At 45.8% G+C, this 15,131-nt stretch carries 12 protein-coding genes; 1 reads left to right on the top strand and 11 read right to left on the bottom strand.

What is annotated here, in order from left to right:
• Positions 1-32: 32 nt before the first annotated feature.
• From GX419_04495 to GX419_04460, 8 genes are all read right to left on the bottom strand, one after another.
• On the bottom strand, positions 33-2,162 hold the full coding sequence (locus GX419_04495) for a polyribonucleotide nucleotidyltransferase (protein ID NLI23948.1): 2,130 nt from the start codon (positions 2,160-2,162) through the stop codon (positions 33-35).
• Positions 2,163-2,300: 138 nt separating this feature from the next.
• Entirely contained in the window at positions 2,301-2,570 is a 270-nt protein-coding gene (gene rpsO / locus GX419_04490) for a 30S ribosomal protein S15 (GenBank protein ID NLI23947.1), read from the bottom strand.
• An 87-nt stretch (positions 2,571-2,657) separates the two neighbouring features.
• A complete protein-coding gene (locus GX419_04485) occupies positions 2,658-3,575 on the bottom strand; it encodes an NAD(P)-dependent oxidoreductase (protein NLI23946.1) in 918 nt (305 codons plus the stop codon).
• Positions 3,576-3,620: 45 nt separating this feature from the next.
• The gene (locus GX419_04480) at positions 3,621-4,901 is read right to left on the bottom strand and encodes a DUF2851 family protein (GenBank protein ID NLI23945.1); all 1,281 of its coding nucleotides are present in this window, start codon (positions 4,899-4,901) and stop codon (positions 3,621-3,623) included.
• Between the two features lie 14 nt (positions 4,902-4,915).
• Entirely contained in the window at positions 4,916-5,749 is an 834-nt protein-coding gene (gene pyrF / locus GX419_04475) for an orotidine-5'-phosphate decarboxylase (GenBank protein ID NLI23944.1), read from the bottom strand.
• 20 nt (positions 5,750-5,769) lie between these two features.
• Complete coding sequence (gene prfA, locus GX419_04470; GenBank protein NLI23943.1) at positions 5,770-6,855, bottom strand: peptide chain release factor 1; 1,086 nt, start codon at positions 6,853-6,855, stop codon at positions 5,770-5,772.
• 252 nt (positions 6,856-7,107) lie between these two features.
• On the bottom strand, positions 7,108-9,210 hold the full coding sequence (locus GX419_04465; protein ID NLI23942.1) for a S46 family peptidase: 2,103 nt from the start codon (positions 9,208-9,210) through the stop codon (positions 7,108-7,110).
• A gap of 82 nt (positions 9,211-9,292) precedes the next feature.
• Entirely contained in the window at positions 9,293-10,465 is a 1,173-nt protein-coding gene (locus GX419_04460) for a phosphoribosylformylglycinamidine cyclo-ligase (protein NLI23941.1), read from the bottom strand.
• 345 nt (positions 10,466-10,810) lie between these two features.
• Here GX419_04460 and GX419_04455 point away from each other — a divergent pair, with 345 nt between their 5' ends.
• A complete protein-coding gene (locus GX419_04455; GenBank protein ID NLI23940.1) occupies positions 10,811-10,984 on the top strand; it encodes a hypothetical protein in 174 nt (57 codons plus the stop codon).
• Between the two features lie 76 nt (positions 10,985-11,060).
• On the opposite strand, the gene GX419_04450 is transcribed toward GX419_04455, so the two are convergent.
• The 3 genes from GX419_04450 to GX419_04440 form a co-directional block, all read right to left on the bottom strand.
• Positions 11,061-11,228: an ATP-binding protein gene (locus tag GX419_04450; GenBank protein NLI23939.1), complete on the bottom strand. Its 168-nt coding sequence runs from the start codon at positions 11,226-11,228 to the stop codon at positions 11,061-11,063.
• 116 nt (positions 11,229-11,344) lie between these two features.
• A complete protein-coding gene (locus GX419_04445; GenBank protein NLI23938.1) occupies positions 11,345-14,512 on the bottom strand; it encodes a SpoIIE family protein phosphatase in 3,168 nt (1,055 codons plus the stop codon).
• Positions 14,513-14,527: 15 nt separating this feature from the next.
• On the bottom strand, positions 14,528-15,131 hold a 604-nt coding region (locus GX419_04440), incomplete at its 5' end, for a hypothetical protein (protein ID NLI23937.1).

The following is a 15,131-nucleotide window of genomic DNA, read 5'->3' as shown; positions in this document are numbered from 1 at the left end:
CCGGCTTTTATATATTGTTTACAAGATCCTGGTTACGATTTTTTCGAAGGCCGGGGCAAAAGGGCCTTCCTTGAAAGTTTCAGCTTGCCCGACTTCTGATCATAATCAATCAGCTTCACTTCCACCTGGTCTCCTTCCTTGAGCACTTCCTCCACACTTTGAAGCCTCCGCCATTCGATTTCCGAAATGTGCAGCAATCCTTCCTTACCGGGAAGTATTTCCACAAAGGCTCCAAAGGGAGTTACAGATTTCACGGTACCAGTGTAAACCTTATCTACTTCAGGAACGGCAACAATGGCATTAATGCGTTTAAGAGCCGCATCAATTGATTCCTTGTTGTCGGCAAATACATCGACAACTCCTTTGCTGTCAATTTCTTCAATAACAATGGTGGTATCGGTTTCTTTCTGAATTTCCTGAACAATTTTTCCGCCGGGACCAATCAGGGCACCGATCATTTCCTTCGGAATAATAATCTGAACTATTCTCGGAGTATGGGGTTTCATTTCCGGCCTTGGCTCGGAAATAACTTCCGTCATTTTCGAAAGAATATAAAGACGACCCGCCCTGGCCTGCTCAAGGGCCTTGGCCAGAACCTCATAGGGCAGTCCGTCAACCTTAATATCCATCTGTGTTGCCGTAATACCTTCTGCTGTCCCGGCTACTTTAAAGTCCATATCGCCAAGGTGGTCTTCATCTCCGAGAATATCGCTGAGAACGGCAAAGCGTTTGGTTTCGGGATCGGAAATAAGCCCCATAGCGATCCCCGAAACCGGCCGTTTGATTTTGATACCTGCATCCATAAGGGCCAGGGTTCCGGCACAAACAGTTGCCATGGATGATGAACCGTTCGACTCGAGTATGTCGCTAACTACCCTGATGGCATAAGGATTATCGGCCAGAGGCATAACGGGTTTCAGTGCCCTGTGAGCCAGGTTGCCGTGGCCGATTTCGCGGCGGCTGAGTCCGCGCGACGGGCGTGCATCACCGGTAGAAAAGGGCGGAAAATTGTAATGCAGAACAAACTGTTCTGTTCCCTGAATCATTACCTCGTCAATAATCTTCATGTCAAGCTTGTTGCCGAGGGTTACCGTTGTCAGCGACTGGGTTTCTCCCCGGGTAAACAAAGCAGAACCATGAGCCGCCGGCAGATAATCAACTTCGCAGGAAATAGGCCGTATCTGATCCGGATTCCTTCCGTCAACACGCAAATTTTCGTTCAGTATCAGGTTCCGGAGTGCCTTTTTCTGTACGTCATGGTAATAGCGCTTTATCATAACGCTTTTGGCAGGTTCGTCTTCTTCACTGATATACTTTTCAAGCAGTTCCTCGAGAATTTCCTCGAAGGCCCTGTTACGCTCCTGCTTGCTCATTCCGGCTTTTCCGATGGCATACACCCTGTCGTAGGTTGTTTCCCAGATTTGTTTTCTGATTTCCTCATCGTTCATTTCATGGCTATAGGCCCGCTTCAGACCCTTGCCGGCCAGGGCTGCCAGTTCCTTCTGGGCCTGGCACATGGGCTTGATGGCTTCATGAGCAAATTTAATGGCTTCCAGCAGATCATTTTCCGAAACCTCCTTCATCTCGCCTTCCACCATAAGGATATTATCGGCCGAGGCACCAACCATTATATCAATGTCACTCTGCTCCAGTTCCTTGTAGGACGGATTCAGGATAAACCTTCCGTCAATTCTGCCGACTCTTACCTCCGAAATGGGTCCGTTAAAAGGAACGTCGGAGATTGTCAGTGCCGCTGATGCAGCAAGGCCAGCCAATGCATCCGGTATAATGTCCTTTTCTGCCGAAATCAGATTGATGGTAACAAAGGTTTCTGCATGATAATCTTCGGGGAAAAGCGGACGAAGTGCACGGTCAACCAGACGGGCAACCAGAATTTCATAGTCGGACGGCTTTGTTTCGCGTTTCATGAATCCGCCGGGAAAACGACCCATAGCGGCAAATTTCTCTTTGTATTCCACCGAGAGGGGCACAAAATCAACTTCTTCTCCAGCTTCTTTAGCTGAAACAACGGTAGCCAGGAGCATGGTTTTGCCCATTTTTACCACCACAGCTCCGTCAGCCTGCTTGGCAAGCTTACCCGTTTCAATGGTTATCTGTCGGCCATCGGGCAAATCAATTATTTTCTGAAAAATATTTTCCATGGATATTACTTTTTTTTACAAAGGCGTTGCCTTTTTTGTACAGCGTTTTTGAAAATCAACGCGCTTGCGCGGTGCGCAAACGCGTTGCTCCTCCGGATATAAATCAAAATACAATTCCTGTATGAACAGGAAATTACTTTACTTACGCAAATTCAGCGCTTTAACTACCTTACGGTACCTTTCAATATCCGTATCGTAAAGATAATCAAGCAACCTGCGGCGCTTACCAACAAGCTTCAGCAAAGCCCGTTGCGTACTGAAATCCTTCTTGTGAAGTTTCAGATGCTCGGTGAGATGACCTATCCGTTCACTGAACAATGCAATCTGCGCTTCAGGCGAACCGGTATCCGTTTCCGATTTCCCAAATTTCCTGAAAATTTCCTGTTTCTGTTCGCTTGTCAAATGCATGTGTAATCGGCAATTGTTTGTTATTTATACTCATTTATTTAAGACCTGCAAAATTATGTATTTTTTCCAAAAAACAATCAGATTGCATTAAAATTCATTCAGATCCTGCTGCTGAATCTGCTGGTCAAGAATTTCAAGAGCTTCCGTAAAAGTATGCGGCCGGTACCCTAACTCATGGAAAGCTTTTTCAATGCGCAAACCTGCTTTCATCGGCCGCACTCCCGTTTCATTAAGGTCTCTGGTTGAAACCGCTTCAATAAGACGTTGATCCAGCCCAAAATGCTTCGCTACTTTTTCAGCCAGTTCAAGAATGCTCATATACTCCCCTCCAGCCAGATGAAAAATTCCTGTCTTTTCCCTTTCAGCCAGAGACAGCAATCCTTCTGCCAGATCTTCCACAAGGGTGGGGGTGCGAAACTGATCATTGTTTACCCGCACTTTCTGACCTTCCTTCAAGGCATAGCGCAACCAGAGAATGAAATTGGGCCTGGCCAGGCTTGGATTAAGCCCGAAAACAAGACTTGTGCGAACAACTGCCCATTTTCCCGCATACCGCATTACGGCCTTTTCGCTTTCCAGCTTGGATATACCATAATAGTTCACAGGCCCGGTCTGATCCGACTCAGAATATGGCCCCGCCTTGCCATCAAAAACAAAATCGGAAGAAAGATGGATAAAATAGGCATGGCTTCTGGCGGCAGCTTTTAAGAGGGTTTCAACAGCCTGCACATTGGTATCCCAGCATTCCTTTTTATGGGTCTCACAGGTATCTGCCTGTGTCATGGCCGCCGTATGAATTATGACAGATGGACGGTGTTTTGAAAGAACATAATCCACTTCAACCGGATTGGTAATATCCATCAGTTCAAATACATACCCTTTCTCTTCCATCCGGTCAGGACTGAAAGAGGTTGCTACAATAGCATAATTTCCGGCTTCCCGGAAACGACGGACAAGTTTCTGGCCCAGCAGGCCGTTACTACCTGTTATGAGGATTGTTTTCATTTGGTATTTCTTTCAATATTTGCAACTTTTATCATAAACTTCTCTCTAACAAACAACCGACTGCATCATCAGCTTATTGCCTATGGCACAACGAAGGCAGTATTTTTTCTCGCAGTATTGCCGGTACAACTGAATAAGGGACTGGGCATCCGCGGCATTGGAAACTTTAACTCCTGCCTTTTCCCATGCTCTTGTAATCTGGTTTTCTTCAGGAGGCATGGCTTCAAGGAAAGAAATGGCCTTTTGCATGAGGTCCTGGTTCCCGTTCCTTTTTCCCCAGGCAAACAACACGGGTACCACAGCATTTATTACCAGCAGGGATGCCGCCGTTTTGCCCAGTGTTTTCTGAAACGGCTCTGAAAGCCTGTCGAAATGGTAGTGGGTATCCCAGAATCCGGATGCTTCGGTATGAAACCACGCCAGAAAATCGTCCGGACGGACCGCCTGCCGCAACACGTCAAATTCCGTCATCCTGTCCTGCAGAAGTCTGGCAAATTGTGCCAGCCGCAGGGTCGGAAAACTCCCCGGCCTCATCCTCATAAACTTCCACAGCGATCTGTCTAAGGACTTCAGGCCATACTTTGCCTTCAGAAAAGCATATTCCTTTTGCAAAGCAAGAAAATACTCCTCAGGAAACAATCGCTCCTCCAGAAAACCTGCCTGGCCCAATAAAAGCGCTTCGGTTTGCATAAGATTGCCGGTATGCTTCCGCAAAACGGCATAAGGAAGTGACCGGGACAGCATTTCAAAAGGCTGGGCATTTACATTCATGCCAAGCGCCATCAGAAGCCTTCTGTAATATACTTCCTGCCAGTCGCCTGCTGTCTCGCTCAGCAACTGAAAAACGGCCTCCGTTCTTTGCTCCAGTCGCTCCACAATCATCCGGTTCATCCAGTGCGTAAACACAATAGGGTCAACTGTATTCAGATAATCGCGGCAACCGATTCTGCTGTGGTTGTTCAGCAGTGAAAGATACCGCCGGGTCAATGCCTTGTTCCAGGTAAGCTCCAGGGTCAGTATTTCCTGCCCGAGGGCGTTTTTTACCTCCGTATCTTTAATTTCCACCAGGTGAAGAATCACGTTATTGTAATGCGGATCGGTCTGATGCCCATGCCGGTTCCAGTCAGATGCCCTGCGATGAATTTCAGCATTGCCTGCCCATATGGTATTGGCTGCTCGTATTCTCACATCAGTAAAATCCGGACCCGCATCCGGATTGGGTATTCCTGTTGAGAGAACTTCTACCTCCGTCTGGGTTTCCTTATCTGAAAGGGGTAAATCAAACAGTTTGTACCTCCATATAAAATGCAGGAATTCTTCGTTCATTCCCATATTTTATATTATATCACCCGTGCCTGGCTGAGATATTCTTCCATCTCCTTCTGTATATCCCGGGCCATATTACCGGCAACCTGCGCAAAACGGTCGGTTCCGTCGGCATATATAATAGCACGCGAAGAATTGACCAGCAAGCCGCCTTTTCGTGTAAGACCCGCGGAAGAAACCGCTTTCAGATCGCCTCCCTGCGCTCCGATGCCCGGCACCAGAAGAAAATGTTCGGGGGCCAGCTTCCGCATCCTGCCAAAAACTTCGGGCCGGGTTCCTCCTACCACAAACATCATATTATTGACGGATCCCCATTTCAACGATGTTCTCACTACCCGTTCCCAGAGTTTTTCAGAACCTTCCTGCTGAACGCTCATCTGGAAGTCTTCTGCCCCCTTGTTGGAGGTAACCGCCAGCAGGATAATCCATTTCCCTTCCACCGAGAGAAAAGGGGAAACGGAATCCTCCCCCATATAGGGGGCAACGGTTATCGCATCAAACAGCATATTTTTCAGGAAGGCCAGGGCATACATTCTCGAAGTATTCCCCACATCCCCCCGCTTGGCATCGGCTATTACAAATACATCAGGATAATTTTTTTTCAGGTAATCAACGGTCATTTCCATGCAGATCCATCCCGCCGCGCCAAGGCTTTCATAAAAAGCTGTATTCAGCTTATAAGCCACTGTATACGGTACCGTGGCATCAATTATGGCCCGGTTGAATTCGAAAACAGGATATTCCTTTTCCAGCAGGAAACGGGGTATTTTGTTAATATCCGTATCGAGTCCCACACAGAGATAACTTTTCTTACTGACGATCTGCCGGGTTATGTCCTGATGTGTCATACCTCAAAGGTAAAAAAATTTCAGACGGAGGCCATTTTGAGCCGTTCGCTGTTTTCGGCCATCTGCAACTGTGAAATAATTTCGTCGAGATCTCCGTTCAGGATTGCCTGAAGATTGTAGAGGGTCAGGTTAATACGATGGTCAGTCACCCGGCCCTGGGGATAGTTATATGTTCTGATTTTGGCCGAACGGTCGCCTGTGGAAACCATGGTGCGGCGCCGGGATGCAATTTCCTCCATCCGCTTCTGGTACTCCATGTTGTAAAGACGCGTTCTCAGTTCGTTCAATGCTTTTTCGTAATTCTTAATCTGGCTTTTCTCATCCTGGCAGGTAACCACAATGCCCGTAGGAAGGTGCGTGAGACGAACAGCTGAATAGGTTGTATTCACGCTCTGTCCGCCGGGACCTGACGAGCAATATGTGTCTTTTCTGATTTCTTCCGGTTTTACTACAATATCAAATTCTTCAGCTTCGGGCAACACAGCTACTGTTGCAGCCGAGGTGTGGATTCTCCCCTGGGTCTCAGTCTGAGGAACCCTTTGTACCCGGTGCACACCCGATTCATACTTAAGGATTCCATATACCCCGTCACCGGTGACTTTGGCAACAATTTCCTTATATCCGCCGACAGTTCCTTCTGAAAAGCTTGTTACTTCAAGCTTCCAGCCTTTCTTTTCAATAAACTTTGCGTACATCCTGAACAGATCTCCTGCAAACAGGCTGGCTTCATCCCCGCCTGTGCCGGCACGTATTTCAAGAATGGCATTCCTGGAATCTTCCGGATCGGCCGGCAGAAGCAAAATACGAATCTTTTCTTCCAGAGGACCTGTTTTTGATGTGAGGTTGCTGAGTTCCTCCCGCGCCATTTCCCGCAGTTCCTCGTCACTTTCCTTTTCCAGTATTTCTTTGGCCGACGCAATACCTGCCAGCACCGATTTATACTCCTTGTAGGCATCCATCAGCGGTTCGAGCTCCCTGTATTCCTTATTCAGCTTCACAAAACGCTTCATGTCGGAAATAACCTCAGGATCGGTCAGCATCTGTCCTATCTCCTCAAACCGCAACCTGACGCCTTCGAGTTTTTCCAGTATAAAATTATCGGACATGGTATGAAATAAATTTGAAATGCAAAGGTAATACAATTGTTTTGTGTTTCGTCCCGGGTTTCCATAACCTGCTGTTCGCCTGTTGCAGAGCTAACGAGTTCACATTACCGAAAAACAGAATAAAGGGAATACACAGGAACACGAAAGCTTAATGGCATTTCGCTGTTTGCTGTTTGTTATTTGCCGGAAAGTGAGCATAGCTGGTGCCGTTGAGGGCATGAACAACTCCCGGCACACTGATTCCCGCAAGGGCTATTTCCCCTGCGAGAGTTCACTTGTCAGCCGCTTCGCCTTATATATGTATTTCAGAGCGTTATAAATGGCCAGAGAATTCACTCCTACCGCCCGGTTCTTTTCGTCAACGTAAATGAATCTTCCCGGCAGGCTCTCCATATTCCCGTCGAAAACAAGACCTACAACTTCCCTGTTGCGATTGATCATCGGGCTTCCTGAATTTCCTCCAATAATATCATTGGTGGTTACGAAATCCAGACCTGTGCGCAGAAGCTCCGGAGGGGGATTTTTCCAGCGCTCAGGCAAATTCCACGGTTCCTTGCCATTAAATGAATAATACCGGTCATAAAGCCCGTAAAACGTTGTCTTATATGGCGCAATGGTTCCGTTATACTCATAACCTTTTACCACGCCGTCATTGATGCGCAGGCTGAAGGTTGCATCGGGCGGAATACGGGTACCATATAAATCAAACAGCATCCGTCCCAGTTTGCTGCGGTTCGATGCCAGGCGATCCTGAATGGCCTGATAATCAGCAATAATACCAAAATACCGTTCAGCCTGCATCCGGGCAATTTCGTACAAAGGATCGGCCACTGCCGTTGCGGGAACACTGTCATTGATGAGTTGCGAACGATAAACAGCATTACCCAGGGATGTATTTGCCAGCAGGTATTTTGCTGCTTCTGCCGGAGTGCGGTTCTGAAGGGCTTGCTGAACCAGGGGGTCATCAGCGCCCAGGGTAGCTTTCAACGAGGTAAGATAAAAGGCAAGAAGTCTTTCTTCTACTTCCTGAGAAGAAGGATTGGAAAAAGATGCCAGCCTTTGTTTCATCATTCCGGCCCTTCTGTCGCCGTTTTTCTGGTAATATTTCATTTGCGCAACGCTGTTGGCATAGGAAAGATACTGCCCGGCAAGAAAAGGCCCTGGATTCATCATATTCAAAGACATAAACAGGGAGGAAAGCTTCTCATTGTCAGTAGCTATGGCATCCCAAACCCCTAGCTGGGATGCAAGGTCAGGACGTGAAGCAACATCTTCCCTGAATTTCTTTTCAAATGCAGCTTTTCTGGCCATCAGATACGGATCTTTCAGACCGTCGAGCTCGCCCCGTAATGCCTTGTAGCTGTTTTCCAAACCGAAAATAATATTCTGAATACTGTCCTTCTTCACTTTGGCATTGTATTCCTGAAGAATAAGAGAGACCCCCTTCAGAAAAGATACCTGGAAGGGTAAATACACATCCCTGCGGAATTTCAGGTCAGCCATAGTGGATAACCGGAGTGTTGATCCCGGATTACCAACCACAAACACAGGTTCGCCCTCCTGAACTCCCTGAAGGTTGAACTTATAATAGTCTTTGGTTTTCAATGGTTTTCCTGCATCATCATATACCCTGAAGAAACTAACGTCAAGACAATACCGGGGATAGGTGAAATTATCAAAATCACCTCCGAAAAATCCAAGCGGTAATTCAGGAATGAAGACAAGGCGTACATCCCGGTACCGTTTGAAGCCGTAAAGAGAATACTTTCCCCCGTTATAAAAAGTGATCAACTGCAGTTCCAGACCTTTCCATTCGTCGCGGTTTCCATAATCAGCCCTGATTTTTTCAAATTCCTTCAGGGCAATAGCGGCAGGACCCGCTCCCGTGGTATCAGCCTTCACCGCTGCCTGAATCTGACTGGTAATATCTTCGATCTTTACCAGCTGATCAACAAACAGCCCATCCACTTTTCGTTCATCGGTAATTTTGGAAGCATAAAACCCGTTGGCCGTAAGATTTTCTCCTGGCTTCTGAACAGAAAGTTCCGTTCCACGGGCACAATGATGATTGGTCATTACCAGGCCGTCTTCTGAAACAAATGATGCCGAACATCCGCGTCCAAAACGAAGGGCAGCCATTCTGACGCCACGAAACCACTCATCATCAGCAGCAAAATTATAGGTGGAGGTAAAGTAATCTTTAGGTGGATAATCAAACGTCCACATTTTACCCATATCGTATATACCGGCGGTGACGGTATCGGTCAGAAAATCAGTCTGGGCCGACAAATGCGTTCCCTGACAAAATGCTGTCAGAAATATGCCCAGGAAAAGAATACGGATGAATTTGCTCATTGGAAAAGGATTTTAAAATTTAACGAAAGTACCATTTTGAAAGGATGATAAAAAGAATGACCATATGATGTAGAACATCCCGTCAGTCATATTCAAATACTCCGGTTTCGCCTGCAATAGTGATTTTATTTGTGGCAGAAGCCTGGCACCGACCCACGATACGGGCATCGAGATGAAAGGAAGCGGCAATTTCAATAATATCGGTGGCTATTTCAGCAGGCACATAAAGTTCAAATCGGTGTCCCATATTGTAAACCTGGTACATTTCACGCCAGCTGGTTCCCGACTGTTCCTGAATCATCCGGAACAAGGGCGGTACAGGAAACAGGTTATCCTTAATTACATGAACCCCCTTCAGAAAATGAAGCACCTTGGTTTGTCCGCCCCCTGAGCAATGAACCATTCCATGAATCTTTTCCCTGTGGCGTGCCAGAATCTTCATTATCACAGGAACATAGGTTCTGGTAGGCGACAAAACAAGTTTGCCGGCATCGAGGCCAAGCTCAGCAATCCTGTCGGTAAGGCGGTACCCTCCGGAATATACCAGATCCGCAGGCATGGCAGTATCATAACTTTCAGGATATTTTTCAGCAAGATAATGGGCAAAAACATCATGCCGCGCTGAGGTAAGACCATTGCTTCCCATCCCTCCGTTGTATTCTTTTTCATAGCTTGTTTGCCCGAAGGATGCAAGCCCCACCACAACATCCCCGTCCTGAATGGTATCATTGCTGATAACATCTGAACGCCGCATCCGGCAGACAACGGTGGAATCAACAATAATGGTACGTACCAGATCGCCTACATCAGCCGTCTCACCACCGGCACTATAAATGGGAAATCCAAGACTCCGCATCTCTTCCAGAACCTCTTCCGTTCCGCTGATAATAGCAGAAATCACCTCGCCGGGAACCAGATTTTTGTTCCGTCCTATGGTAGAAGAAAGGATCACCGGCCCGGTAGCGCCCACACACAACAAATCATCGGTATTCATAACAACGGCATCCTGTGCAATTCCTTTCCAGACCGACATATCGCCGGTTTCCTTCCAGTATACATAGGCAAGAGACGACTTCGTTCCGGCACCATCGGCATGCATGACCAGACAATATTCCGGATCTCCCGTGAGATAATCAGGCAATATTTTGCAGAATGCTCCCGGGAAAATTCCTTTTTCCAGACCCTTAATTGCCTTATGTACATCTTCCTTGGATGCAGATACTCCACGACGTTTGTACCGTGAATCGGAAATCATATGGACTTCTTTTATCTGCCAAAGGTAAAATGCCTTTGGAAACAAACAAAGATTTCCGGTTGATGTTCCGCTTCTTTTTCCGGCAAGCTCCGTCAATTCGTTTCCTTCAGCCGCCCTGAAAAAGCCTGAGCAAAGCTAAGCCTTCCGTCAACCTGCTCCCGGTTCTGAAGTGAATTTTTATTCACCTTCAGGCCGAAAAGTTGCAGTCAAATCTGGTAAGGTAATGATTCAGCTCATCATCAAAAAATACACGTTTATCCCTTCTTTACCTCCGTTGATTAAAAAATTGGAACCAGAAAAGACAGCGGCACGTACATCAGGTAAACCTTAAATCAAACTTACGTCATGAGGAATAAAGCTGAACGGGCAGAGATTTACACGCTGGACGGTGAAAAAGTATGCATTTTTACTGATTGTACCAAGCTCGATTTGTCGAAATTGTCAAAAGACATTTACATTATAAGGTACCAGGACAAGAGCGGCAATATCTTGCATCAGGAAAAAATTGTGGTGAAGTAAAAATCAGAAAACCTTTCTTTATAATACTCCCATTGATTATTCCGGACAAATTGAGCCACCCATATTGACGATGAATTTAGTTTTCTGATTTTTTCTTGCGTAATGATTCTCCTTTCAATCCTATTCTGTGAGCATTTCCTGCCAATCTGTCCATAATTGCGTCGGCCGGGGTGGGTTCAGCGATATAATCATACCATTTCATAACCGGTAGCTGGGAAGTAAAATCGAATGGTAAAAAAGGCATCAAAAGCCCCGAAGGGGCTGCATTATGGGCTGTTTATAATGCCACCCCTTCGGGGTACATTGCTTATAAGATGTGCCATGGAAGTTCAATCCATAGCCTTTCAGGAGAATCCTTTCTTACAGCTGAAAACCGAGGAAAAGAACATCATCGATCTGTGGCTGATCTCCTTTCCATAAATCAAAGTTGCTTTTAATATGCTGGTATTGCTCTGTCATGGGTTTCTGATGAATATCTTTCAAAAGATTTCTCAGACGGGCAATTTTGAATTTCTTACCCAAAGGACCCCCAAACTGATCGGTATATCCATCAGAAAACATGTAAATGAGATCGCCTTTCGACATTGCATAAACTCTGTCTTCAAAAACTTTGTCATCACTACTAATAATCGTGCCACCCACAGAATTTCTACTGCCGGGTATATACATCTGTTCTCCGTTGATGTAAAGAATCACGGGACGCATGGCCGAAGCGATCCGGACGACATAGGTGTCCAGATTGATATCACACAAAATCAGGTCCATTCCATCATTCGACCTTTCAGCTTCTATATTCTGATTGAGGCGGCGATGAATTTCATGATCCAGCAGAGCCAGCATTTCAGAAGGAGATTCAAGGTCGCTGCGATAACATATATCTTTTATGAGGGTAGTGCCCATCACCGACATGAACCCTCCGGGAACACCATGTCCTGTACTGTCGGCACAAATCAGCAGGAACCGGTTGTCTTTGAGTTTATCAAACCAGTAAAAGTCTCCGCTGACAATATCACGGGGACGGTAAAACAGAAAGTATCCGGTAAAATATTGCTCCAGCTGAGTGGCTGAAGGAAGCATGCTTTGCTGAATGCGCTGGGCATATTCAATGCTCTGTATAATTTCCTTGTTTTTCAGTTCAATCTCCTCTTTTTTCTGCACCACTTCGCGTGTACGCTCGACAAGCTCAGCTTCCAGCCTTTTATTGTACTCTTCAGTCTGCTTCTGACGATAGTACATAATGCCATAAACAGCAAGTGCAGTTGACGCCAGCACTGTCAAAAGGAACCACCATTGCTTCCAGAGCGGAAGCCGAACCTCTATGGTAAAGAACGATTCTTTTTCACTGCAGTCTCCCTGGTCGTTACAGGCCATTAGCCCGAAAGCATATTTGCCTTCCCTCAGATTGTTGTAATTGACAAAACGATTCCCTCCGGCATCCGTCCATTCAGGATCAAATCCTTTCATTCGATACCGGTAAAAGACCCGTTCCGGTGAACGGAAATTCAACCCAATAAACTCAATGCGAACACGGTGGGAACCATAGGGTAAAACGATCCTTCCAGCCGGATCGTATTCTTTATCATCTATGCGTAATGAAACGATGTTTATAACCGGGGGAATATTCGTTTTCTTTTCCTTGTTCAAATTATAACCGACAAGGCCTTCAGTAGTCCCAATCCATAATACCCCGCCGGGATCTGAAACAAGCGCATTTGGATTGCAATCGGCAGTAAACCCATAGGCTTTGTCAAATACTTTTACTGATTTTTTTACGGGATCAATCCGGCTGATGCTCATCCTGTGCCCGAGCCAGATTTCACCATCACGGTCTGAAACAGCCCCGTAAACATAATTTGATCCCAAACCGGAGGCGGAATTAACCTGAAAAAGGGTATCAGGGAGAAAACACAGAACTCCCTGACCCAGGGTCCCTGCCCAATAGTTGCCGCTGGTATCCTGAGCAATGGCTGAAAATTCAATTAAAGCGGATATACCTTCCGAACGGTAAGTATGGTCACTCAGGTTGAAAATACCTTTGCTGGCACAGGCAAGCCATACTTTTCCCTTCCTGTCGACATACACCGACTGAATGATATTATATGGCAACCCATCTGCCATAGTTAATAAAACGGAGGTATTGCGCACCAGATCCATTATTACCAGGCCACCGTTGGTTGCAATAAATATACTGTCACCTTTTCCGTTAATATGATTGATGACATTTTCGACAGCATTTCCCGAAAACCATATACGTCGGAAAGAAACAGCATTCACATCAAACAGATAACAACCACTTTCAGAAGTGCCCAACCACACAAGGCCTCTCCTGTCAGTAAACATCGCAGTGATCCTGTCGGAGGGAAGTCCTTTTGTTCCTGCCGGCACAAAAAACCTGTTCATCAGGGTGTTTTTATTCAGTACAAGAACTCCTTTTTGACCTGCCAGAATGAGATCGGTTCCCCGAACGGTAACAGCAGTAATATTTTTCCCTGTAAACCCGGAAAAATCATAAAACTGAAGTGCTTCATCCGTGAAAGAAACAACCCCGTTCCCGTAAGTAGCCATCCAGATCTGGCCTTCCCTGTCCTGAAAAAACGACCGGATGTAGTTGACCGGTAATCCGTTGGATGTATTGAAACGCCTTACACCCGAATGCTTGCCAGCTTGCTGGTCCCAGAGAATTTCAATAACTCCCCCGCCGGAAACAGAAACCCAGATATTATGGTCAGTATCTTCAAAAACTGATGTAATGTTCTGTTGATCGATGCCAAAGCCTTTTCCGAAATCACTCACCCTAAAAGAACTTCCGCCAGGGGCTTCAATATCAATTTTCAATAGGCCGTAATCATCCGTTGCTGCAAGAATGCCTTCAGACGACTGCAATTGAATTAATTTATTCACCCTGGTTTCTGGAAAGTTTTCTATTTTCCCTTTCCATACCGGACAACGGGAATTTCCGGAAAGCGTGAATATATATATCCCGTCATCGGCAGCAATAAATAGATTGTTATCACCCGTAAAAAGTGCAGAGGTTAAAGTTTTACCCGGCAAAACGGAATCACATCGTATAACCTGCTCATTCTCAGTAATCCCGAATATACCGTTTTGCTGGGTTACTATCCATTTGATCCCTGTTTTGTCGGCTTGAATTTCCGTTATCTGGGAGGTAACTCCTGAGGGAATATTGATCCGCCGGCTGCTTTTTCCGTCCCAAATGAAAACCTGGCCATTGCTCATTCCAAACCAGAGATTTCCCTTATCATCGCTAAAAACCCTTGTGGCATAAGCTTTGAGTTCTTCTTTCTGAAAACGTACCGGAACAAAGGTAAAACCATCAAAGCGGTAAACCTCTTCCCCTGTTGCCAGATACAAAAAGCCATTTTTGTCTTGGGATACTGAATAAACAAAGGGATTCATGATTCCCTGGTCCCGGGAATAAACCTTGAACCGGATCTGCTGCGAAAAAAGACTGGCAGAAATAAATCCTGAAAATATCAGAATAAGCCGCAAACGAAAAAATAGCCTCATGTATTATTCATTTATCTACCTGACACCAATACCATAAATAGGCTTTGGAATTCCACCTATCGGGGAGGAATAAAATTTCAATGCCTCATTGTACTGGTTTCGTATATGCATAACGACATTGTTATTCCGAACAACTGGCGAATTCTTTTTGATCATACTGATTGCCAATGATGTATTATGCTCCTTATCAAAAATCTTAAAATCGCTTTCCACCCAGTTATCTTCGTTTGAAACAGGAAGTGGCTGACTTTTTCTCATCACAGAAGTTATCAGAATATAACCATCATCATCCCAGTCAAAATTAGACTCCCTTACATTGATTGTTCTGTCATCAATATAGGGATAGATAACGGAAATCTGTTTGGGATCATCCCACAGACGGAAACAATATTCAAAGGTAAAGGCATTTCCGCCTTCGACAGGTTTATTTTCATCAGGCGATGTGGACAAAAAATAACGGTAAAGATTTCCGTCGTCGCCGCTAACGCCTTCAGCTATAACTTTTATGATGTAGCCTTTGAACTGTTCAACGAATTCTCCTTCGGTCGGATTGAACGGACCAAAAGTATACCACTTCTGGTCATAGCGGGCGTCAACACCAAATGTTCTGGTAGCCAAT

The sequence above is a fragment of the Bacteroidales bacterium genome (assembly GCA_012517825.1).
GTDB lineage: Bacteria > Bacteroidota > Bacteroidia > Bacteroidales > JAAYUG01 > JAAYUG01.
The sequence above is the reverse complement of the archived record's forward strand: the minus strand, read 5'-3'. Positions and strand labels throughout refer to the sequence as shown.